Genomic DNA, 21,048 nt, shown 5'->3' with positions numbered 1-21,048 from the left:
GTCTGCTTCCCGCGCTCGACTTGCATGTATTAGGCACGCCGCCAGCGTTCGTCCTGAGCCAAGATCAAACTCTCCATAAAAGTGTTTGAAAAAACTTAGCTGTTACTTAATAAGAAAACGGGGTTTTCTTATTAAGTTTATGCTTGGCCACTCACGTGACCTCGCTTGACATACTGGTTGTTTTGTTCAGTTTTCAAAGAGCAAATGTTTTTGTCGACCTCGTCGCGAGGCAACTTTTACATTTTATCAAAATTCGTTTATCAAGTCAACAACTTTTTCATTGTTTTTTCTTGAATGTTTTCGCCTGTTAAAAGCGACAAGAAATAATATACCACACTATCAAACTAGAAGTCAACAACTTTTTTTATTTATTTTCTTCCGTTTCCGTGGTGGACTATTAATATATCATGATTTACTAACTTGTGCAATACTACACTTCACTCCAATTGTTTCCAATTAAATAGCACAACCTCGCGCTTATCACTAATCAATCAATAGATATCACTAATCTTCATTCATAAAAGCAGAGTAGATATTAAACGTTATTAAATACGATATGAAACTCTACTATATATAAGTAAGGTTATCTTCCTTATCACATTATTACTTAGATTTGTTCCTAAGCCATCCATATACTTTTTACTATAATAGTAGATTTATATATTTTACTGCTTACACCATCTACATCGTTCAACCAATTATATAATCCAGCTCCTTCATAATCTTATATAGTTAAGTCACCTAAGTACGTACAAAAGCCAAGTCTGTGGCAACACATATGAAAACATGATAAGATTTCTCATAAATACAAAAATTTAAAAAGGATGGAGATTCATGTCGCTGGAAAGTGTAAAACAACATTTTAAGAAATGGAACAGAGAAAACGATATTATGGAATTTACTACTTCAAGTGCTACAGTTCAAGAAGCAGCGGACACGATTGGTGTGAAACCAGCACAAATTGCAAAAACTTTGTCTTTCCGAGGTGCGGAGGGACAAGCGATGCTTGTTGTTGCTGCTGGAGACGCTAAAATTGATAATAAGAAATTCCGCCATACGTTTCAGTTTAAAGCAAGAATGTTATCAGCTGATGAGGTTATTGAACAAACCGGTCATCCGATTGGCGGAGTTTGTCCATTTGGTTTAGCAAATGAATTGGATGTGTATCTCGATATCTCCCTGAAACGTTTTAATAAGGTTTTCCCTGCATGTGGCAGCACAAATTCAGCAATTGAACTTACCTGTGGGGAGTTAGAAGAATATTCTTTTGCCAAGCAGTGGGTGGATGTTTGTAAAGATTGGGAATCAAACTCCACGGAAACTCCTGATTTAGAGAGTGTTAAATCTTAAGTTATTTTATTACAGGGTACCAGTCACTGGTACCCTGTTTCTTTTACCCGCTAACTAGACTTCTTGTATGAAAGTCACTTCATTACGATCGCAATTTTTACAATACATTAAATGAGGACAAGTTTGCTCCTCTATTGTATGCATATATCCATCTCCCATTTTCACGGTATCCACATCATTATAATGTCCGTATGGATCTAAGTAATCGGATACCTTTCCCATATCTTCTAACTGTGCATTACACGTAGAGCAATTCATTTCCAACTCTCTAAATGCATTACATATCGGACACATTGCCACGGGGATCACTCCTTCTTGCTTTGTATTAGTATCCATCATCTTAATTAGAACTATGTAATGGAAATAAAGTGAGGCGGTTAAAAATTTCCAATCGAGGGTAGTATACTTCTATAAACAAGCATGAGGTGATATTATGTCAAACAACATTAAACAAGAAGAATTGGAAACGCTTAGGGAGCTAATCAAAGACGTAGATACTGCTATGCTTACCACAGTAACGGAAGATGGTCTCATTTCCAGACCAATGAAAACACAGGAAGTAGAATTTGATGGTGATTTATGGTTCTTCACGAAGAAGGAAACGGATAAATATCGAGAGATCTTGCATGAGCAAGAAGTGAATGTTGCGTATGTAGGAAAATCATACGTTTCCGTGCGTGGAACAGCCGAAATTGTGGAGGACGTTGAGAAGAAAAAGGAATTATGGAGTAAAGCATACGAGAAAGTAATGCAAACTTCTTATGATGACCCTAACTTGATCTTAATTAAGGTAAAAGCTGAAGCAGCAGAATATTGGGAAACCGGCAATCTCACGAAAAAGATCGCCTTTTTCTATAAACGCATGACAGGAAAAAATACCGAATCAGCAGATATTAATGAAACGATTGAATTGGATAAGTAAACCAGAATTGAAAATGGATTGACATGCTTCTGAGTCAATCCATTTTTTCGTTACTTATGACGCTACTTAAACAATGAACAATTCTTCTCAACCAACCTGGATAATTTCTTGCATATAATGGATATCACTGGAATCGAAAGCAATTCGATTCGTCTCATTTCAGCTAGTCACCAGAAACAATATGCCAATGAAGATGTTTGGAGTCCTGATACTCCCCTAAATTTGTAATCACTCTGCAAGCTCCGTGTTCTTCTGTAACCATTGTCGCAACCTTTTTAATTACCCCTAACAGCTCGATCAACAGTTCATTATCACTTTCCTCCAATGCAATTAAAGAAGGGATATGTTTCTTTGGTATAGCAACAATATGAACTGGCCAATACGGTCTTGTATGATAATACGCTAATACATTTTCTGTTTCTAACACTTTATTCACTTCGGTCTTCCCACTTAATACTTCATCACAATAAAAATCCTCAGTCATGAAATACCTCCACATTATATCTTCTATTAAAATAATTAATACTCATTACTTACTGGACAATCACTTATTTAACTCCTTAGTCAAAAAGTCAATTGCAGTCATTACTTCTTGAAGATTTTCATCCGTATTCATTTTCTGTCGAGCATGCAGAAGAACTGGTCTCACCGATTCAACTGAGCGGCAAATTCGTACATCCAATCATATCGCGGAACCATCCAAATATGAAAGTGATGAGTAGTATCTTCATTATAAAAATAGTAAACGAACTCAATTCCTAAAACATCTCTTTGAGCCTTCCTTATCTTTGTCAGAGCCTGGATAAAATCTATCTTTTCATATTCAGTTAATTCATCGAAACATTTAACATGGCGTTTAGAAGCTAAAATTATTAGCCCCCTTACAGGATAGGCAACGTCTTGATGAGCGTGAAAATACTCTGTCTCAAGCACAACGCCCCCTTCTGCTTCTGCTAAACCACTTGTTATTGCACAGCTTAAACAATCAACTTCAACTGATTTTCCATTAGATAAAGTAATTTTTCTCACAGACTCCCCCTCACTCCACTCTCAAGCTAATACAGTAACTTCTACAAAAAAAGCACTTCTCCTGCTTGAGAAGTGCACCTTTTACTTAAATGAAAAATTAGTGCGTCTCCCCACCAATTGTCTTCAAATCTTCTTTTCCATCATATGCAATAATCGCCTTTATTGTAGCGATCACACCTTTCACCATATCATTCAAACTCATCGATGCTGTGCCCGGACGCTCAGTCACTTGTTCCGGCAGAAAGGGAATATGGATAAACCCAGCCTTTACATTTGGATATTCTGAATGAGTTAAATACAAGGTTTGGTACATGATATGATTGCAGACGAAAGTACCCGCTGAATTAGATATAGATGCAGGAACACCCGCTTCCTTCATAGCTTTTACCATGGCTTTTAACGGTAATTGGGAAAAATATGCATTTTCGCCATCTGGTTGAATCTGCATGTCAATTGGCTGATTTCCTTCATTATCCGGAATACGTGCATCATCAAGATTGATAGCTACACGTTCGGGAGTCAATCTATAACGTCCACCCGCTTGGCCTATACTCAATACATAATTTGGGTTTTCTTTACGGATTGCCTCTTTCATCACTCCCGCACTTTTCCCGAAAACAGTCGGAATTTCTAACTTGATGATAGATGCACCTTCAATTCCATCAGGCAATTTTTTCACTACTTCGAGTGCGGGGTTTTTCGTCTCTCCACCAAATGGATCAAAACCTGTAACTAAAATTTTCATTCCCTCAACTCCCTATTCTTAAATGCTGTAGTCGTGAAGCATTGTTCAATATCCATCTATAGTTGTTAATAGTGTATCAGATGGGAATGGATAGTCACCATTAATAAATCATTAGGACTAAATTTCATATTTAATCTTATTTTGTTATAATGCGGCATAGACGACCTGGAAAAAGGAGATTATTGTAATAAAAAAAATAGTCATTGATGGTTTCGAACTGACTGAGGAATATAAAAATATGCTTTTAAAAGAACTAAAAGATGAAAGAGTTAAAACAGCGGACGACCTCGAAAGGTACTTTAAAGACCATTGGTATACGAAGGACAATTCTAGAAAGTGTCATTTGCTTGTAGCTAGACATCCGAAGAAGAGGAACTTTGCAATTCCGTTTGAAGGGTAATATATTAGACGCTAGTTCAGTCAACTAAATAGTCAATCACCTTAGCTTGTTCCAATATGCGTACCATCTAATATAAGTTTTAAAAGCAAACTTAAATCATCCCCGCTCTGAAATTATTCAGTAACGGGGATGTTTCATCTTTTTCACTATATCTATCCCTATTTCTTTACAGCATGAATAAAGTGAATCGTCTCAAAGGCAGATAAATAATCAGTCCTGCTTTTAAAAAATCGCTCATCGATATCATTTGGTGATAGATGTTCATAAATAAGCAACTCAAATTTTTCTAGCATATGTTCCATTTCTTGATAAGTGTAATTCGATTTCATTGGTTCTCCACTTGCTGCAGCCATTTTAACCATATTTTCAACTCTGTTAAACTCTCCCTTTTCCGTGAAGAGATTCTGGTCTGCGAAATCAAAAACAATCGAACTACCAGATGGAACATTAGCGAATATACTATTAATCAAATTTGCAGTTTCCTCTTTAGTCAAATAATAAGACACACCTAATAGACTACAGAATGTCTTTTTGTAATCGAACCCCTTATCTACTAAAGACTGGTCAGAAAACCTAGATGTAAAATCGCTGGAAACAAAACGTAGATTATTTGGTATCTCAAAGTTAGCATCTTCTATCTTTTTCTTTTTAAATGCCTGTGTAGTTGGATGATCGACTTCAAATACCTTTAATTTATTCATTAACTCTGGGTACCGAAAACAGAACGTATCTAAGCCAGCACCAAGAATAACGTACTGTTCAACTCCTAAATCCATTTCATTCAGTAATACTTTTTCACAAAAAGCAGACCGCGCCAAAGAAATTGGGGACAGCTGGACTTGTGTTATCCATTTCAAAATCTTACTTGGATCATCTTGAAATTTCTTCCCAATATCTCCGTTAAAAAAGTGGATCCCGTGAATCATATTACTACTGATAGCCTCAAACTCTTCTTCGGAAATTAACTTGTTTGCCATAAAATCATCAAAAACTTTCGGTGAATCATATTTACTATGATATACACGACTAAATGCAGTTACTAAGGAAGTCAAACTGGACTCATTTTGTTTCATACCATTTTCCTCCCATATAAAAAATAAGATTCCCCCGGCCAGGAGAATCTTATTATACACATAATTATATTAACTGTAAATTATAGCATAAATAAATAATTTTGTCAAGTTTTAGCCTCTATGCAGTTAAATAGAGTTTTCAAAAAACACATGACCTGTGCGGAGGTTGGACTCTCATCATCTAACCTAATATTAATTGAATTTTTTGTAATCCCATAGTATGATTTCTATTAAAATATAAAAAGGAGTGTTTCAAAATCAGCACAAACTTACGACCCCATCCATCTACAGAACAACAAATCCTCTATTTCTTAAACTCCAGAATCAAACTTACAGCGAAAGATCGAAACCGACTTGTTAATCTGACAAAAGGATATGAGGGAGAACTAACGTTTTACTACCTCCTGCAGGAATACCTTACGAGCAAAAGCATAAATTTATTTGATTTACGCTTAGAGTTAAATAAGAGCGAGTTTCAGATTGATAGCTTACTAGTTTTCCAGCACAAAATCTTCTTAATTGAAGTAAAGAATTTTGATGGCGACTTTGTTTACCATGACGATAGTTGGTATTCCGTTAATTTTAAGAAAGATATTCAAAACCCTATACAACAACTTAAACGATGCGAACTTTTACTTAAAGAAACCTTTCATCAACTAGGCATCCATTTTCCTATCGAATCTTTTATCATTTTTATAAATCCCACATTCACTCTATATAACGCTCCACGTAAGCAGCAAATCGTTTTCCCCGGGCAACTCCACCGTTTCCTTAATATGTTAAACAACACACCGAGTACATTAACGAAAAACCATCGTGAATTAAAGGAAGAACTCATACACCGCCATATATCCGTTTCCTCTCGTGAAATATTACCCAAATACAATTATGAGGAATTAAGAAAAGGAATTATATGTATTAATTGCGGAGGGGTTCTCGTAAAGAGGACAGTATTCAAATTAAGATGCGAAAGTTGTCAGGAAGAAGAATCCACAGATAGTGCCATATTACGTAGCGTGCACGAATTTCAAGTGCTTTTTCCAAGTAAGAAAATCACAGTAAACTCCATTTACAATTGGTGTAGCACAATTATATCAAAAGGGATAATCAGAAGAGTATTAGCTGATCATTTGGAGATAGTCTATCGAGGAAAATATTCTTATTATATTAATAATAAACTTAATTTCCACACAGAATTTCCAAATAATTATAAAGGTGTACAAAAAAAGGCCATAAATTACTTCAATAGTCTAGACTCAAAGTGAAAATACATTCATTCAACTCCTCTCTTTAGTGATTTTGTTGTCGGAATTGGATTATGCGAGAGTTTGTATTTTCTACGAGTGTAAAAGTCCCACTACAAACGCAAGAACCGCTCACGTTTGATGAAGATGCAAAAACCACATCACAATCAGACGAAAGAACATCTCACGTTCGATGAAGATGCTAAAGTTATAACGCAATCAGACGCAAGGATGGCTTACGTTCAATCAAGAAGCAAAAATTACATCACAATCGAACGCAAGAACATCTCACGTTCGATGAGGTTGCAAAAGTTATAACACAATCAGACGCAAGGATGGCTCACGTTCGATGAAGAAGCAAATATCACATCACTATCAAACGCAAGAACTGCTCACGTTCGATGAGGATGTAAAAATCACATCACTATCAAACGCAAGAACATCTCACGTTCGATGAAGATGCAAAAGTTACAACACCTTCAAATGCAAGAATGACTTGCGTTTGACGAGGATTAAAAAGTAACACAACAAACGCAAAAATCCCTCATGCATAATCAGCATGAGGGTATAAATCAATGGAATCATTCCACCAGAATTGTTATTTACACACACTTCCAACATCTCATACTATTAACTAATATCCTTCACAAACACTCCGCTCTCAGCAATCTCCCTGAGTTCATTCAAGGCTTCGATCATATGATTCATTAGTTGTTTTCCTTTAAATTCATTGTGGATATAACTTGAGATATTCAAAGTAATCGAGTTCTCACGAATCATGTAAGCTAATCCATGTCCATCGTTAACGACCGGAGCAAACATCCGGTATTTTGCATTATCATAGTTCATTCCACTTGTTGAGATAAAATCATGACGCAGTGCTAAATATCCTTCATCTTTGAAGACCTCAGGCAACTTATCTATTCCAAGTTCTGATCCAAATAAATGATACATTTGTTCAAGCCCGTATAGATGTCTTTCAACACCCTGCCCTCTTTGGCAATCTCTGATCCGCTGGGAATGAGCGTCACTTGCAAGTTACATCAGCGAGTACAGTATTTCATTTGCCGTCTCGCCACTTTCAATTGCCTCGACTAGATTCCGTTTTTCCATACTTGTAGCACGTGCACATTCTGTTCTCCCTTCACGGAAAAAGCTAACCGACACAGGTTCGTACACACTTCTCAAATAGCCGTACGTGCGGTACTGTGCCAGCTGCAATGCCATATGGAAGAAGGCATCAGGACTTATCCTCAACTTTTTAATTTTTTCTGCACCAAAGTCGGCGAAAGTTTTTGACAGCAACGAAAAATCTTTATTACGCTCTAGATAGACTTGTTCTAGTTTTTCTAATCGCTCGATAATCTCCTTTGTTAATTCCCATTCCTTCTTCACGACGCTTGGTATCTCAGAAGTGCAATCCTGTAGAGACAATTCGTTTTGAAGGCCGTTATTTATATACTTTACAACTTTATTTATCATCATGCCATCGACAGCAGAGTGTTCCATATTGAAGCCAATTCCACCGTTTTTTGTAATCACGATTTGCATCGTTTTATCAAAATATTTACTAGTAGGATGTAACATCAAGTTTTCAAGTGACTCTTCGGCTATCTCGCTTTCTTCATCTATGGAAATGATGACGAGTGCATCGGCGATAGTTTGCAGTGTTTCTTTATTCACATTAGATCGCTTAAGTTCAGTAACTATTTCAGCGGCAATATCGCGTTCCGCAGCCGTAAATATACCGACGTTAACACCTTCCACTTGTGCGGATAAAACGTTTTTCTCTATGGCTTCTGTGATGTTTTCGATGGAATAATAAACACCTTCCCGATTAGTCACCGGTACTTTATATACATGGTTCTTGTATAAAATTACAATATGATTATCCTTTTTATCAAAATCAGCTACATGGAATGCATCTCTATGTTTTTGAGGGGTTCGAACCGATCGGAATACTTTTTTAAATTGTCCCATATCAAGGGGTTGATTTCTAAAGTAGGCAGGTTCTAATTGCTCATCCATAATGCTATGGTAGAGCTCTGCGGTTAGTAAACTTAATTTCGTGGCCAATTCCGAATGGGATAATCCGTGCTTCATCTGATTTGTTTTCAATAATATATTGAAGTTGGAAGTAAGTGGCAAGGATTCCCGATGTTTTAAATACAAATCATCCCAGAAAGGTGCGAGCCAACTTCCCTCCCTACTGTTATCCCACACATGCAATTTCTTTTGAAGCTTTTCAGCCTCACCGTCTTTTTGAAAGAAATCTTCAACGATGTATTTTGTTTTCTCGTATTGTTCGCTGCTAACTAATGGCTCGATCCATTCAAGCAGCTTTGATTTAGTACTGCTTAAAGCTGGTACAGGCAATTTCGGCAGTTTTTCTTGATGTATAAATGTTTGTCTTATTTTTAATTGCTCCTTTCATTTTTTGCATAATTATGCATGAATTTTGTTAATAAGTTCTGTGGGGGAAAACATAAAAAAATCTTCCTGTTAAGAAGAATTGGGGGCAACTACTATGAAAAAAGGGCATTTCCTATATTTATTATGCTATGAAAGTGATTTTTTTTCACCTAAGAGGAGAGCAATCAATATGCCAAACTTATAACAAAAATAATAGTATACTTAAAACAATGATCCCCATGGAGACTACATAGAGTCAGTCTACACCAATCAACTTGAGGGACTAGCAAATAGATAGATAAAAGGAGAGAAAGAAATGAGCAACAAAGCTACAATATTATTTGATAATGATGCACTTCTTACAGATCATACATCACTAAAACAATTCGTCGAGAACAGTACAAACACGGTAAATACCCTATTTCATGATGGTGAATTAATTGTAGTTGTAAAACTAAAGAAAAAGCCATCAGATGAGGATTTTAGAATGGCAGCTGGAACAATCGCTCGTGAATTAAGTAAACGTAAAGTGGAATCTGCCTCAATCAGTGGAGAAAAACTAACAGCAGGATTTCAATCTTTAGAAAAAGGTTCGGTAGTGACAGCGTTTGTGGAAGGATGGAATCTAGGCTCCTATCAATTCTTGGAATACAAGTCTGGCAAAAAACCATTTAAGACAGAGTTACATGTTGACGGTGATGAAACCATTCAAGACTTTGTTGAAACAGGTAAAATCCGAGCAGCTGCTACTGCTTTTTCCCGTGATTTAATGAATGAAATTCCGAGCACGCTCAATCCTACGACTTTCCCGTCAATTTTAAAAGAATCATTTCAAGATACGGACGTGAAAATATCTGTTTATGATAAAGATGAACTTGAGAGACGCCAAATGAATGGAGTGCTGACAGTTGGTAGAGGAAGTACCCACTCCCCCGCTTTTGTTGAACTGAACTATCGCAAAGATGAATCCAAACCACTTGTCGCGCTCGTTGGAAAAGGCGTTACATTTGATACAGGTGGAATCACGCTGAAAAGAGGAAAAGATTTAAGCAGCATGCGCATGGATATGGGCGGGGCAGCTGCAGTGGCTGGTGCAATGAAATTATTGGCAGATTCAAAAGCAGACGTGAATGTTGTTGCACTTATTCCAATTGCGGAAAATATGCCGGACAGCACTTCCATTATTCCAGGAGATGTCATTACTTATAAAAACGGACTCAACGTACAAGTTGGGAACACCGATGCGGAAGGCCGCCTGATACTTGCTGATGCGCTCATCCGTGCCGGGGAACTGAACAGTGAGTATGTGATTGATATTGCTACTCTTACCGGAGCAATCGTCAATGCACTCGGTACGCAACTCGCAGGAGTGTTTGGTGATGAACAACTTGCACGTGAAATGAAGGAGATTGGCGATATCAACGGGGATTACGTTTGGCCAATGCCTCTCGTTGATGCATATGATAGTTACCTGTCAAGTGACTATGCTGACTTCAATAACACAAGCTCTAAAGCCGAAGCAGGATCGATCACTGCAGGATTATTCCTGCGCCGCTTTGTTCCGGAATCCTGTAAATGGCTTCATGTCGATATGGCTGGTGTCATGCAGAGTGCAGAAAAAGGCTACTATGCAAAATCTGCTACTGGTTTCGGAGCGAGATTGCTCGCTGATTTCACGAAACATATATCAAAGTAAGAAAACAAAGGAGCAGCAATCCCTAGGATTACTGCTCCTCTTTATGAATTCAGTTTCCTTAACTCTTCTATATTCCTCATCTTGTTATCCCAACAAGCCTGACTCAAGTTCACAGGATATTCAGCTGGATTTAATGATCGCTTGTATTCTTCCCATAGTAACTCCAGCTGTTGCTCTGCGTATGATTGAATTTCATCGACAGATGGATTTTCATACACAAGAACTCCATTTTCAAAAATGTTTTCATGTAAATCTATTGCTGTAAAGTTAGTGACAAATTTTCCAATGTACGTATGTACCGGATGGAACATATGCAGCTTGGATTCCTTATCAGGCTGTTCTGAGCTTAAAGCGATATAATCTCCCTCTGATTTGTTCGTATGATTATTGACAATACGATATACGTTTTTTAATCCTGGTGTTGTGACTTTTTCAGGACTAGAAGAGAGTTTAATGGTATCCACCATATTTCCATCTTCATCTTCAATCGCCACCATTTTGTACACGGCACCTAATGCCGGTTGATCAAAGGCTGTAATCACCTTTGTTCCGACTCCCCAAATATCGATTTTCGCTCCTTGCGCCTTCAAGTTCTGAATCGTATATTCATCAAGATCACTGGAAGCAATAATCTTTGCATCGACAAATCCTGCTTCATCCAATAATTTCCTTGCTTCTTTGGAAAGGTAAGCCAGATCTCCACTATCCAATCGAATCCCAATAAAGTTGATTTCATCACCCAATTCTTGAGCTACTTTAATCGCCGTTGGGACTCCTGATTTTAACGTATCGTATGTATCTACCAGGAAGACACAGTCTCTATGAGTTTTTGCATATTTATGGAATGCCGTATATTCATCACGATATGCTTGTACAAAAGAGTGCGCATGTGTTCCAGAAACGGGGAGACCGAATTGTTTCCCTGCCCGAACATTACTTGTGCTGGAGAATCCACCAATATAAGCGGCCCTTGTCCCCCATATGGCGGCATCAAATTCGTGGGCCCGTCTAGAACCATACTCTGCAACGACTTGCCCACCAGCAGCTTGTTTAATTCGAGATGCCTTCGTAGCGATGAGTGTTTGGTAATTCACAATATTTAACAGAGCTGTCTCAATAAGTTGCGCTTCAAGTAACGGAGCCTCAATCCGAAGAATAGGTACATTATCGAAAACAACCTCTCCTTCTCGCAACGCACGCACCGTTCCTGTAAAACGGACCGTACGTAAATAATCAAGATAGTCCTCCGAATAGCCAATCTCCTGCAAATATTCTAAATCGCTTTCAGAAAAATGATAGTTCTTAAGATAATCGATAATCCGTTCTAAACCTGCAAATATTGCATACCCGTTACCAAATGGCAGCTTCCGGAAGTACAATTCAAATACGGCTTTCTTCATATGATAACCGTCTTCCCAATATGCTTGTGCCATATTAATCTGATACAGGTCGGTGTGAAGGGCAAAACTATCATCCCTAAACTTGTTCATGACTTTTCCTCCTACTGTGTTGCCTATAAATAATCTCCATTAGATACAATATATCATTTCCACATAAAACTGGTCGCATTGTTTCACTTTACTCGCTGACCCATTTTTCAACAAAAGACCTTAAGTAAAATTGTAATCCTTTATCTGCTAATTTGGAAATAAACGCTCTCGGTCCGACTTATTCTCAAGATACATTTGACCCAACTATAGAAATGCCATTCGATATGAAGCCACCATTAACCCTCTTCCCTTAATGCTTGGATTGCTAACTGCAAATCTTTATGGATATCATCATTATTTGTATACGGCTCGTTAATCCCTAACAGCTTTTTTAGAAAGAAAACTGTACCACTACTTAAAGTTAATTCTTCTAGCCAGCTTTTTCTTCTGCTTCTTTTACCTTTATACTGAGAGTATAGAATAAACAATAAAATATCAGCCAGATCAAAAAAATCATCTTGCTTTTTTATGAGTATCTCTTCTTTATTATGGGCGTCCAATTGCTTTGCCAATCCAAAATCAATCAGATAAATTTCTTCATGATGCAAGATGATATTCGGTGGCCGGATATCGCCATGAAAAATCAGCTTATCATGTAAATAATCCAAAATATACAACAACTTTTCAACTAGCAATAAAGCATCCACTTCCGAGAATGTCCTTTTTTGAGCAAATAGCACGTCCTCTAAATTTGTCCCTCTCACTTCCTGCATGACATAATACGATTGGCTATTTATCGTAAAATAGTCAACGAGCTGAGGTATTTGGGAATGATTTATGGCCCTCATTATTTCAGTTTCAGTATGGAATCTTTCTTTTTCTTTCGTACGCCTAGCCTTACTGGGGCGCAGCTGCTTTAATACACAGTTTTTATTGCTCCCGATAACTATGCACCGATAGATTATTCCGTATCCGCCCATGCCAAGAACTTCATCAATCTTATATTTGTCATGTAGCAAGACACCTTTTTTATGGGGATAATCATAGATCCATTCTATTATTCGTTTCCATTTCAATCAAAGCACTTCCTTTGGTATGCGGGAAATGTAAATAAGAAAAATCTTGTTCTCATGCGAACAAGATTTTTTCATTTCATTTAACTGCTGCTGTACTTACGTCTTTTATAATAACCGCTTCCAGCATATCGATTATATCCTCTACTGCGTGAACTGCTATATTTTCGATACCTTCTTCGATCACTGCTACTATACTTCCGGTACCTACTTCTATCGCTACTGCTATATCTTCTATATTTTCTGCGATCACTTCTGCTGTACGATTTGCTTGATGAGAATTTCTGTATGTTTTTAATAAATTTCTTAAACACGGTAGCACCCTTTCCAATTAAACCTTCTATATATCTACAATCATATCTTCTAATACTATTATCTCGATTTATTCATTGTAATATTCCAATGAACTTTTGGCAATTTCCATCTCTTGAAGCGAAATGGACATCAATCACCGCTCTCGTTCTGTCGAATTTCCATCCAGTGATAGAACTTCCAAATAACAATAAGAAAAAATAAGTAACCAACCAGGGTGAACTCATGTTTCCAATCCTGAGAGTGTATAAATAAACCTAATCTTTCTGCGGTTTGTTCTGCTATGTATGCAAATAAGCTGCAGATGAGTAGGAAAAGAGATCGGTGGAATAGCGATAACCTTCTGGATATAAAAAGAAAAATAAAAGAGCATAAAGGCAGGATACATAGTGTAAATAGGATATGAATAGGAAATACCGCTGGCATGAATCGCTTAGGAAAAGAATACATACCAGCCCCCACAAACAAAAGATCTAAATACGTGCCTATAAGCGATGCCAAAATCATGGCAGTTAAATAGGACCTCACTCTATCTTTTCTTCGGTAGGATGGCTTCTTTTGCGAGGATGGAAAATTCGATTTTCTCCAGTGTCTTGCAGTACTCATGATAAATATCTCCATCTCCTTTAAAATTGTCCTTTATCAAATAATGGATGACTTTCCAATCCGAGTACCAGTCTCCCTTCTCTGCTTCTTCCTGCTCCATATCCTTCCACGCATTTTTTAGGATGGGACTATACAATTTTGGTGTGTTTTTTCTGATGCGGCAATCTATTATTCTTTTCTGATATGGACTCCCAGGTACAGAACCATCCACATCTTGAAATATATGAGGCCATAAGTCTTTTCTCGATCCGGTGTGTGGCTGGTCATTCGCCCACTCATAAATTTTCCTATAGAGATCTGGCTCATATAGTAAATGGTACAGTCGTTTCCCCAATAAAATTCTTTCGTGTAGAGAAGCGAATTGCTGAATCGTTTGACCGATGATTTTTATCTCGTCGCCATCTCGATATGGAAAGAGAACTTGATTCAAATCCAATAACTCTTGTAGTTTAAATTGTAACTTCTCTAGTACGGTGGATTGAAAATAAGGATTTTGGATGACCCTATTCTCTAGATAACTTTGTTCATTGACTATAAGTGCCACTGTTAAAAGGTATTTATCCTTATACCGATAAAAATAATTCCAAATTACACTCATAAAATAGGAAACATGAAAAAATGGTAAAAGGTAAAACAGATTGGTTTTTCGTTTTACGCTTTCTGCATACAGCAGTAATTGCGGATAAACATCTTGGAAAATCAGCCAATTGCCCCGCTCCAGGAAGGTAAAAAATTCCTTCTGCTCTTTCGCAGATAAAATCCTGGATAATAGGCTTCCTTTCAAGTCGGTCATGTTCCATCCACCATTTCGAGAAACCATATGACCGAGGAATGCCCAGTGAATTTCAGGGAAGCTTCGATAATAATCTAAATAAGCTTTCGTTCTTGTCACGTTATTTACATTTTTCTTCTGCGTCTCCGTCTTTACCCATTGAATGAAATGACGCTCTGTTTCGTTTAATTGAAATTTATGCAATTTAGGACGTGGCTTCTTCATCAATTCCTTTTTCAAAGTCAATAATTCCGGGGACATTATTTTACTTTCCACTTTCTTCTTCAAACATGGAAGGATGAAGCATCACCTCCTCTACTTACCATATTATGGAGGTGTTTTGAAATAAATGATGAAAAGTTATTCGGAATGTTTAAGTCGGCACTGGAATAAAATGATATAGCTATTTGGAGGTGTGTACATGAAAAGTAAAATAACAGATGTGATGGATCAGATGATTTCAGAATTAAGAAGTGATCAAACCTCGGATGGCTCTTGGGATTATCCTTTTGAAACTGGAATTTCCACAGATGCTTATATGATTATTTTACTGCGCACATTAGAAATACATGACGAAAAGCTTATTCAAGATTTAGTCAAGCGGATACTAAGCAGGCAGGAGAAAAATGGGGCGTGGAAACTTTTCCACGATGAAAAGGACGGAAATGTCACGGCGACTGTCGAAGCGTATTATGCACTTTTATATTCTGGTTACCGTAAAGAACAAGATAAAGAAATGATTAATGCACGAAAGCGAATCTTAGAGTGGGGCGGATTAGAAAAGATTCATATGATGGCGAAAATCATGCTCTGCTTAACTGGACAATATAAATGGCCTGCATATTTTCCGATACCAGTAGAATTTATTCTTTTGCCTCTATCATTCCCAATCAACTTTTATGACTTTTCTGTTTACGGAAGAACAAATATGGCACCATTATTAATCTTGGCTGATCAAAAGTTCACGGTTAAAACGGATAAGAGCCCTGATTTATCAAATTTGTCCCTTTCAAGGGACAAACAGGATGAATTCTTTATCCATCGTTCTGATGATTGGCGTTCCTTATCTTCTTTTATCCATCAAGGAATAAAAAGTATCATCGGGCTCCCCGCATACATTCATTCTCTCGCGATTAAACAAACGGAAAAATATATGCTTGACCGAATTGAACCTGATGGGACTCTTTACAATTACTTTAGTTCTACCTTTCTTATGATCTTTTCGCTATTAGCTCTTGGTTACCCAAAAAACCATTCTATTATCAGAGAAGCTGTCGCTGGTTTGAAAAACATGGCTTGTCAGATTAATGGTCATACACATATGCAATATACAACTGCAAATGTGTGGAATACATCGTTATTTAGTTACGCGCTGCAACGTGCCGGTGTTTCATGGGATGACCCGATGATAAAACACGCTAATGACTACTTACTCTCCCGACAGCATTATCTATACGGTGACTGGAGCATTCATAATCCCAAGAGTACCCCTGGAGGATGGGGATTTTCTGATGAAAACACAATGAACCCGGATATGGATGATACAACTGCAACACTAAGGTCCATTACAAACTTGGTATCAAATGATTCCGTTTACCGGCAGGCTTGGGATAGAGGAATCAAGTGGACGCTATCCATGCAGAATGATGATGGCGGCTGGGCTGCGTTTGAGAAGAATGTAGATAAAAAGATTGTTAGTCTTATTCCGATTGAAGGAGCGAAATATTTATTAGCTGATCCCTCTTCTGCAGATTTGACAGGAAGGACGTTGGAGTATTTCGGAGAGTTCACAAACATGGCGAAACAACATAACGCAATAAAAAAAGCTATGAATTGGTTAATAAAGAATCAGGAAAAGGATGGTTCTTGGTATGGACGATGGGGGATTTGCTATATTTACGGAACCTGGGCTGCCGTTACCGGTTTGATTGCGACTGGCGTCCAGCCCACACATGGGGCCATTCAAAAGGCAGTAAAATGGCTCAATACAATTCAAAATCAAGATGGAGGTTGGGGAGAATCTTGCTACAGCGATATCAACCAGACGTATACCCCACTCGGAACGAGTACAATAACCGACACGGCCTGGGCATTGGATACCCTCATTTCTACCTCCGAAGCACCAACACCGGAAATTCAAGCAGGCATAAAATTTTTATTAGATCACTCTGACAAAAAGGACTGGACCAGCTCCTATCCAAAAGGTCAAGGAATGGCAGGAGGTTTTTACATCCATTATCACAGCTACCGATATATTTTCCCTTTGTTAACTTTGAGTCATTATCAGAATAAATATTTATAATGCAAAGAAGTCTCTCCTTCAATTGTTACACTACATGCACCTTGATTAACTTCTCTGCAGCCAGTAATGAGAAACAATTCTATACTACCGGCTGCAGAAAACCTAACAGATTAAACCATAAACATTCGACCTTACATTTACTTTTTGTAATTAATGATTAAACTAAATAATTATGTCCTCAGCCGAACATTCACCGTTCATATAGGCTTCAGGCGTCAAATCTAATTCAACACCTCTTCTTAGCTGATTTATGAAATCATCTCTAGTAATGTTGCCATATTCAAGTTTTAAAAATGGGTTGTCTCCAGAAAGTTCTCCAAAAAAACTCCAGTTAGATCTATCTCCACCTAAATACTTAATGAGTGTACGCTCTACTTCCGTAATAGATTTAATTAAAATGCCTGGGCCACCTCCCTCTTCACCCTCCAAAATGGTCACAGCTTTTATAATTTCTTTTTCCTTTGCGTATAATTCTTCCAATATTGTAACTAAATCACCTGTAATATCGTTCATCTTTTCACCCTTCCATCTAATATGATCGACCAGGATCACTCAGTTCATTTTATTTTTCCGGATTGAGACTTAATTCTTAATTTACTCTAATGCTTCAACGCTTCTCTTCTCGTCAAATAAATCAATAATACAATCATAATCACCGTCTGTGCCAAAAAGATGACGGCATCCCAATATGCCGCGTCATTTCCCGGACTTTGTATATTGGAGAAAATAGTGGCGTACGCGTAATAGATCTGTGGCAATATGTATACCGCTGCAAGGAGTAATGTTAATAGAACTCCTATAATATAAAACACACTATACAAACGAACAATCCTAAAATCATTACCAAAATCCTGTGGGTCACTCTTCTCTGGCCGCCTACTTCTATTAAACAAAGAACGTAAATATTCTTTACCGCTCTCTATCAAGTTATAATATCCTGTTGTATTTTCCACGACGTAATAAACATCCGTCTTCATATAAAAACAACATTGGTAAATTGTTTTGATGAAGATGTCCAATACAACGATACCAAGAACTCCCGCAAAAAATGTGTCTGGAAATAGAAACATTACACCGAATGAAAGAAAAAGGATGACCTGCTCGAAAGCCATTCCTGCAAAATACAAGACATTACGTTCTTTCGGGTCAAGCTTCCACGCTTGGGTCAGATCCGTTTCAAAAACTATCAGAATCAGCCGAGTCCCAATACTGAGCTGGGCAGGTAATTGATGTGAACGGATTGCAAAAATATGACCGAATTCATGAATGAGAATCAATACTAAAGAAAGAAATAAATAGGTAATCATATTGAGCATCATGGAGTCAAATAGGAATATATCCTTATAATGAGGAATGAATGCTGGATTCAAGATGAGAATCAATATATTACATAATAATAAAAGCAAATAAACTTTATTCATGACCCGATTAAAGAGAAGACGGCCAACCCATGATGGAATCCATAAAAATCCGCCTGCTTTCGGACCCTGTGTCTCCTTTTGAACGTGTACCCCATCGATTTCCTGAACAAGACCGAGCTCAACCAGCTGCTCAACAAATTCAACCATGTCTACTTCTTCCTCAGGATACTTGCTCTTCAACACCTTCTCGATCTCGTCTAATCCTTCTCCCATTTCTATTCGTCTAATCGCTTCAACCGTGATCTCTGTCATTTCGAAAAAGTCACCAGATATCTGCTCTTCTACGATGAAATTCTTTTTTTCTTTCTTAATGGATAATTCATATAGTGTAATTTGGGATTGTAAGGATATTTTCAACGGACATCCTCCTTTAAAACTTAAAAATAGGATGCTAAAAATCTAGCACCCTACCTATGTCCTACCTATGTACTTACTTAACCTTTTGGAATATACCAGCACCACCAGCAAGTAGCTTTGATTTTATTTAGCTTGTGGATTTTCATTTATCTGACCTCCTCTAGCTTCACTATATTTTTTAGAAATTTGCACCCACTCTGAGTATATTTGCTTAAATATATTAATTAGTTGTGGATCGAACTGACTTCCTTCCCCGGCAAGGATGCGTTTATACGCCTCCTTAAAAGGAAGTGCCGGACGATACGAACGTGAAGAAGTCATCGCATCAAATGCATCTGCAACCGCCGTTATTCTAGCAGACAATGGAATGTTTTCTCTGGCCAATCCATCTGGATAGCCTTTTCCATCCCATCTTTCATGGTGATGATAGATAACATCTAAATTATCAGCGATTCCTTCCACTTCTCGAATGGCCTCCGCTCCAACTACAGGGTGCGTCTTAATGATAGCATATTCTTCATCTGTTAATCTACCATTCTTTGCCAATATAGAATCTGGTATATTAGCCTTTCCTATATCATGTAATAAACAGGCATAATAAAAGCTCGTTAATTCAGATTTCTTAAATTTCCCTGTCGCTTTTGCCAAACTCATCGCATAGTCAGCAACTCGCTCACTATGCCCACGGGTATATGGGTCTTTTAGCTCTAAAGTAGCAATAACTCCCCGTACTACTCCTTCCATTTGTTCACTGTAAGATTGTTTTAGTGCTTCAATATATTTCAAAAAGCGATGAAGAAGAAGGTACGCAATAAATGATAAGACAATGATTAATATCACTGGAAAGACAACATTTAGAGACTGCAGGAATACTCCTACCAAAATATATTTGAGAGTGATACTGATTGAAGCTATCGTGGTAAATCTCCTATTCACAAAAATAGGTGAAAACAAGATAATGACTACTTCCACAAAGTTTCCACTGCTGAAAGTCTCTGGACTATCTTTATAATACAATATATCTGATACAAGATTGATAGAAACATAGGTAAAGAGCAGAATATATTTCACCATTTCTGTTCTACCGTTTTTAACTAAATAGATAGATAATGGGATGAGGGAAACAGTAACAATATATCTAACATACATAAAGTAATACCATAATGAACTTATCGTATCATTATTGTACCAAGGAAATCTTGGAAATAAATAATAATAGAACATATCATAAATAAAAAACACAATAAAAAATAACCATAAAAACAAAACAGTTGAACGTTTTTCTTCTTGTAATAAATTATTCATCGTTTAACCTCACAATATTAACAATCTATGGACATGTCTGCGTTTCCCCTACGAAGACTTCTTTCCACGTTTGACTTCGTACATTCTTTCATCCGCGATAGTGATCAACTGGTACAAATTTTTGGTGTCTTCCGGGAACAAAGAATAGCCAACTGATAGTGTAATATAGATATTCTCTTCCTTTACATACCGACGACTACAGATCGTCTTTATTGTATCGTTTAAATCGTTAATAAATTTCTCCGTAGCTGCTTTATCTCGATTAACTAATAATAACAGAAATTCATCCCCGCCCCACCGGATGAGAATATCCTCTTTACGAGTAATCCTTTTAACGATACGGGTTATTTCTTTAAGCACATAATCACCATAATCATGTCCATAGCTGTCATTAATGGCCTTGAATTCATCGATATCAAACGTGATAATTCCTACTGGCTGTTTGCGTTTCTCCGCACGACGAAACTTCTTTTCAAGTACAGCATAAGCATACCTGTATTTTGCAAGCAAAAAGTTTAGAAGAATGCAATGAAAAGTTTAGAACTTTGCCAGCCCTTATTTTCTTTATAATTAACTATTCGATAAAGCGTATTTCACGC

Annotated in this window: 21 protein-coding genes, 1 rRNA gene and 1 pseudogene; 7 read left to right on the top strand and 16 right to left on the bottom strand. The window is 37.3% G+C overall.

Annotation, left to right across the window (positions count from 1 at the left end):
* A 16S ribosomal RNA gene (locus tag ACFSBH_RS15085) occupies nucleotides 1–80 on the bottom strand; the annotation flags it as partial.
* Between the two features lie 754 nt (nucleotides 81–834).
* Here ACFSBH_RS15085 and ACFSBH_RS15080 point away from each other — a divergent pair.
* Nucleotides 835–1,350 carry a YbaK/EbsC family protein gene (locus ACFSBH_RS15080; RefSeq protein ID WP_251516837.1) on the top strand — a complete coding sequence of 172 codons (516 nt, stop codon included), beginning with the start codon at nucleotides 835–837 and terminating at the stop codon, nucleotides 1,348–1,350.
* A gap of 54 nt (nucleotides 1,351–1,404) precedes the next feature.
* Here the strand turns inward: ACFSBH_RS15080 and ACFSBH_RS15075 are convergent, their stop codons facing one another.
* The gene (locus tag ACFSBH_RS15075; protein WP_379598397.1) at nucleotides 1,405–1,572 is read right to left on the bottom strand and encodes a hypothetical protein; all 168 of its coding nucleotides are present in this window, start codon (nucleotides 1,570–1,572) and stop codon (nucleotides 1,405–1,407) included.
* A 211-nt stretch (nucleotides 1,573–1,783) separates the two neighbouring features.
* Here ACFSBH_RS15075 and ACFSBH_RS15070 point away from each other — a divergent pair, with 211 nt between their 5' ends.
* Nucleotides 1,784–2,272, top strand: a complete 489-nt coding sequence (locus ACFSBH_RS15070; RefSeq protein WP_251516836.1) for a pyridoxamine 5'-phosphate oxidase family protein — start codon at nucleotides 1,784–1,786, stop codon at nucleotides 2,270–2,272.
* Between the two features lie 163 nt (nucleotides 2,273–2,435).
* On the opposite strand, the gene ACFSBH_RS15065 is transcribed toward ACFSBH_RS15070, so the two are convergent.
* The 3 genes from ACFSBH_RS15065 to pcp form a co-directional block, all read right to left on the bottom strand.
* Nucleotides 2,436–2,756, bottom strand: coding sequence for an HIT domain-containing protein (locus tag ACFSBH_RS15065; RefSeq protein ID WP_251516835.1), 321 nt, complete (start codon nucleotides 2,754–2,756; stop codon nucleotides 2,436–2,438).
* 161 nt (nucleotides 2,757–2,917) lie between these two features.
* Nucleotides 2,918–3,301, bottom strand: a complete 384-nt coding sequence (locus tag ACFSBH_RS15060; protein WP_349774378.1) for an HIT family protein — start codon at nucleotides 3,299–3,301, stop codon at nucleotides 2,918–2,920.
* A gap of 97 nt (nucleotides 3,302–3,398) precedes the next feature.
* A complete protein-coding gene (gene pcp / locus ACFSBH_RS15055; RefSeq protein ID WP_251516834.1) occupies nucleotides 3,399–4,046 on the bottom strand; it encodes a pyroglutamyl-peptidase I in 648 nt (215 codons plus the stop codon).
* A 238-nt stretch (nucleotides 4,047–4,284) separates the two neighbouring features.
* Here pcp and ACFSBH_RS15050 point away from each other — a divergent pair, with 238 nt between their 5' ends.
* Nucleotides 4,285–4,446 (top strand): hypothetical protein, encoded by a 162-nt coding sequence (locus tag ACFSBH_RS15050; protein WP_251516833.1) that lies wholly within the window; start codon nucleotides 4,285–4,287, stop codon nucleotides 4,444–4,446.
* 158 nt (nucleotides 4,447–4,604) lie between these two features.
* Here the strand turns inward: ACFSBH_RS15050 and ACFSBH_RS15045 are convergent, their stop codons facing one another.
* Nucleotides 4,605–5,519 carry a class I SAM-dependent methyltransferase gene (locus tag ACFSBH_RS15045; RefSeq protein WP_379598393.1) on the bottom strand — a complete coding sequence of 305 codons (915 nt, stop codon included), beginning with the start codon at nucleotides 5,517–5,519 and terminating at the stop codon, nucleotides 4,605–4,607.
* A gap of 257 nt (nucleotides 5,520–5,776) precedes the next feature.
* On the opposite strand from ACFSBH_RS15045, the gene ACFSBH_RS15040 reads away from it, so the two are divergent.
* Nucleotides 5,777–6,784 carry a nuclease-related domain-containing protein gene (locus ACFSBH_RS15040; RefSeq protein ID WP_379598401.1) on the top strand — a complete coding sequence of 336 codons (1,008 nt, stop codon included), beginning with the start codon at nucleotides 5,777–5,779 and terminating at the stop codon, nucleotides 6,782–6,784.
* A 120-nt stretch (nucleotides 6,785–6,904) separates the two neighbouring features.
* Entirely contained in the window at nucleotides 6,905–7,081 is a 177-nt protein-coding gene (locus ACFSBH_RS15035) for a hypothetical protein (protein ID WP_379598391.1), read from the top strand.
* A 312-nt stretch (nucleotides 7,082–7,393) separates the two neighbouring features.
* Here ACFSBH_RS15035 and ACFSBH_RS15030 read toward each other — a convergent pair.
* A pseudogene (locus tag ACFSBH_RS15030) lies at nucleotides 7,394–9,139 on the bottom strand (choline/carnitine O-acyltransferase).
* A gap of 352 nt (nucleotides 9,140–9,491) precedes the next feature.
* Here ACFSBH_RS15030 and ACFSBH_RS15025 point away from each other — a divergent pair.
* Nucleotides 9,492–10,871, top strand: coding sequence for a leucyl aminopeptidase family protein (locus tag ACFSBH_RS15025; protein WP_251516827.1), 1,380 nt, complete (start codon nucleotides 9,492–9,494; stop codon nucleotides 10,869–10,871).
* Between the two features lie 41 nt (nucleotides 10,872–10,912).
* Here ACFSBH_RS15025 and ACFSBH_RS15020 read toward each other — a convergent pair whose 3' ends face one another.
* The 5 genes from ACFSBH_RS15020 to ACFSBH_RS15000 form a co-directional block, all read right to left on the bottom strand.
* Nucleotides 10,913–12,361: a nicotinate phosphoribosyltransferase gene (locus ACFSBH_RS15020; RefSeq protein WP_379598388.1), complete on the bottom strand. Its 1,449-nt coding sequence runs from the start codon at nucleotides 12,359–12,361 to the stop codon at nucleotides 10,913–10,915.
* 236 nt (nucleotides 12,362–12,597) lie between these two features.
* Nucleotides 12,598–13,377: a serine/threonine protein kinase gene (locus ACFSBH_RS15015; RefSeq protein ID WP_379598386.1), complete on the bottom strand. Its 780-nt coding sequence runs from the start codon at nucleotides 13,375–13,377 to the stop codon at nucleotides 12,598–12,600.
* A gap of 76 nt (nucleotides 13,378–13,453) precedes the next feature.
* Nucleotides 13,454–13,705 carry a hypothetical protein gene (locus tag ACFSBH_RS15010; protein WP_379598384.1) on the bottom strand — a complete coding sequence of 84 codons (252 nt, stop codon included), beginning with the start codon at nucleotides 13,703–13,705 and terminating at the stop codon, nucleotides 13,454–13,456.
* Between the two features lie 113 nt (nucleotides 13,706–13,818).
* Entirely contained in the window at nucleotides 13,819–14,193 is a 375-nt protein-coding gene (locus ACFSBH_RS15005) for a CBO0543 family protein (RefSeq protein ID WP_379598382.1), read from the bottom strand.
* Nucleotides 14,194–14,215: 22 nt separating this feature from the next.
* Entirely contained in the window at nucleotides 14,216–15,325 is a 1,110-nt protein-coding gene (locus tag ACFSBH_RS15000) for a DUF2515 family protein (RefSeq protein WP_379598399.1), read from the bottom strand.
* A gap of 160 nt (nucleotides 15,326–15,485) precedes the next feature.
* Between ACFSBH_RS15000 and shc the strand changes: the two genes are divergently transcribed.
* On the top strand, nucleotides 15,486–17,366 hold the full coding sequence (shc, locus tag ACFSBH_RS14995; protein WP_379598380.1) for a squalene--hopene cyclase: 1,881 nt from the start codon (nucleotides 15,486–15,488) through the stop codon (nucleotides 17,364–17,366).
* 162 nt (nucleotides 17,367–17,528) lie between these two features.
* On the opposite strand, the gene ACFSBH_RS14990 is transcribed toward shc, so the two are convergent.
* The 4 genes from ACFSBH_RS14990 to ACFSBH_RS14975 form a co-directional block, all read right to left on the bottom strand.
* Complete coding sequence (locus ACFSBH_RS14990) at nucleotides 17,529–17,879, bottom strand: hypothetical protein (protein WP_251516818.1); 351 nt, start codon at nucleotides 17,877–17,879, stop codon at nucleotides 17,529–17,531.
* 86 nt (nucleotides 17,880–17,965) lie between these two features.
* A complete protein-coding gene (locus tag ACFSBH_RS14985) occupies nucleotides 17,966–19,144 on the bottom strand; it encodes a peptidase (protein ID WP_379598378.1) in 1,179 nt (392 codons plus the stop codon).
* Between the two features lie 123 nt (nucleotides 19,145–19,267).
* A complete protein-coding gene (locus ACFSBH_RS14980) occupies nucleotides 19,268–20,449 on the bottom strand; it encodes an HD-GYP domain-containing protein (protein WP_379598376.1) in 1,182 nt (393 codons plus the stop codon).
* Nucleotides 20,450–20,497: 48 nt separating this feature from the next.
* Complete coding sequence (locus ACFSBH_RS14975) at nucleotides 20,498–20,959, bottom strand: GGDEF domain-containing protein (RefSeq protein ID WP_379598374.1); 462 nt, start codon at nucleotides 20,957–20,959, stop codon at nucleotides 20,498–20,500.
* Nucleotides 20,960–21,048 lie beyond the last annotated feature (89 nt).

The sequence above is a fragment of the Oceanobacillus luteolus genome (assembly GCF_042678205.1).
GTDB classification, from domain to species: domain Bacteria; phylum Bacillota; class Bacilli; order Bacillales; family Amphibacillaceae; genus Oceanobacillus; species Oceanobacillus luteolus.
Note: the sequence above shows the minus strand (reverse complement) of the source record. Positions and strands in the feature narration are given on the sequence as shown.

What these genes read in the sequence shown, in the direction of transcription:
- ACFSBH_RS15035 (WP_379598391.1), top strand. Translation starts at nt 6,905, where the DNA reads ATGAAGATGCAAAAACCACATCACAATCAGACGAAAGAACATCTCACG.
- ACFSBH_RS15045 (WP_379598393.1), bottom strand. Translation starts at nt 5,519, where the DNA reads ATGAAACAAAATGAGTCCAGTTTGACTTCCTTAGTAACTGCATTTAGT.
- shc (WP_379598380.1), top strand. Translation starts at nt 15,486, where the DNA reads ATGAAAAGTAAAATAACAGATGTGATGGATCAGATGATTTCAGAATTA.
- ACFSBH_RS14980 (WP_379598376.1), bottom strand. Translation starts at nt 20,449, where the DNA reads ATGAATAATTTATTACAAGAAGAAAAACGTTCAACTGTTTTGTTTTTA.
- pcp (WP_251516834.1), bottom strand. Translation starts at nt 4,046, where the DNA reads ATGAAAATTTTAGTTACAGGTTTTGATCCATTTGGTGGAGAGACGAAA.
- ACFSBH_RS15080 (WP_251516837.1), top strand. Translation starts at nt 835, where the DNA reads ATGTCGCTGGAAAGTGTAAAACAACATTTTAAGAAATGGAACAGAGAA.
- ACFSBH_RS15005 (WP_379598382.1), bottom strand. Translation starts at nt 14,193, where the DNA reads ATGATTTTGGCATCGCTTATAGGCACGTATTTAGATCTTTTGTTTGTG.
- ACFSBH_RS14990 (WP_251516818.1), bottom strand. Translation starts at nt 17,879, where the DNA reads ATGAACGATATTACAGGTGATTTAGTTACAATATTGGAAGAATTATAC.
- ACFSBH_RS15065 (WP_251516835.1), bottom strand. Translation starts at nt 2,756, where the DNA reads ATGACTGAGGATTTTTATTGTGATGAAGTATTAAGTGGGAAGACCGAA.
- ACFSBH_RS15070 (WP_251516836.1), top strand. Translation starts at nt 1,784, where the DNA reads ATGTCAAACAACATTAAACAAGAAGAATTGGAAACGCTTAGGGAGCTA.
- ACFSBH_RS15000 (WP_379598399.1), bottom strand. Translation starts at nt 15,325, where the DNA reads ATGTCCCCGGAATTATTGACTTTGAAAAAGGAATTGATGAAGAAGCCA.
- ACFSBH_RS15025 (WP_251516827.1), top strand. Translation starts at nt 9,492, where the DNA reads ATGAGCAACAAAGCTACAATATTATTTGATAATGATGCACTTCTTACA.
- ACFSBH_RS15050 (WP_251516833.1), top strand. Translation starts at nt 4,285, where the DNA reads ATGCTTTTAAAAGAACTAAAAGATGAAAGAGTTAAAACAGCGGACGAC.
- ACFSBH_RS15020 (WP_379598388.1), bottom strand. Translation starts at nt 12,361, where the DNA reads ATGAACAAGTTTAGGGATGATAGTTTTGCCCTTCACACCGACCTGTAT.
- ACFSBH_RS15075 (WP_379598397.1), bottom strand. Translation starts at nt 1,572, where the DNA reads ATGGGAAAGGTATCCGATTACTTAGATCCATACGGACATTATAATGAT.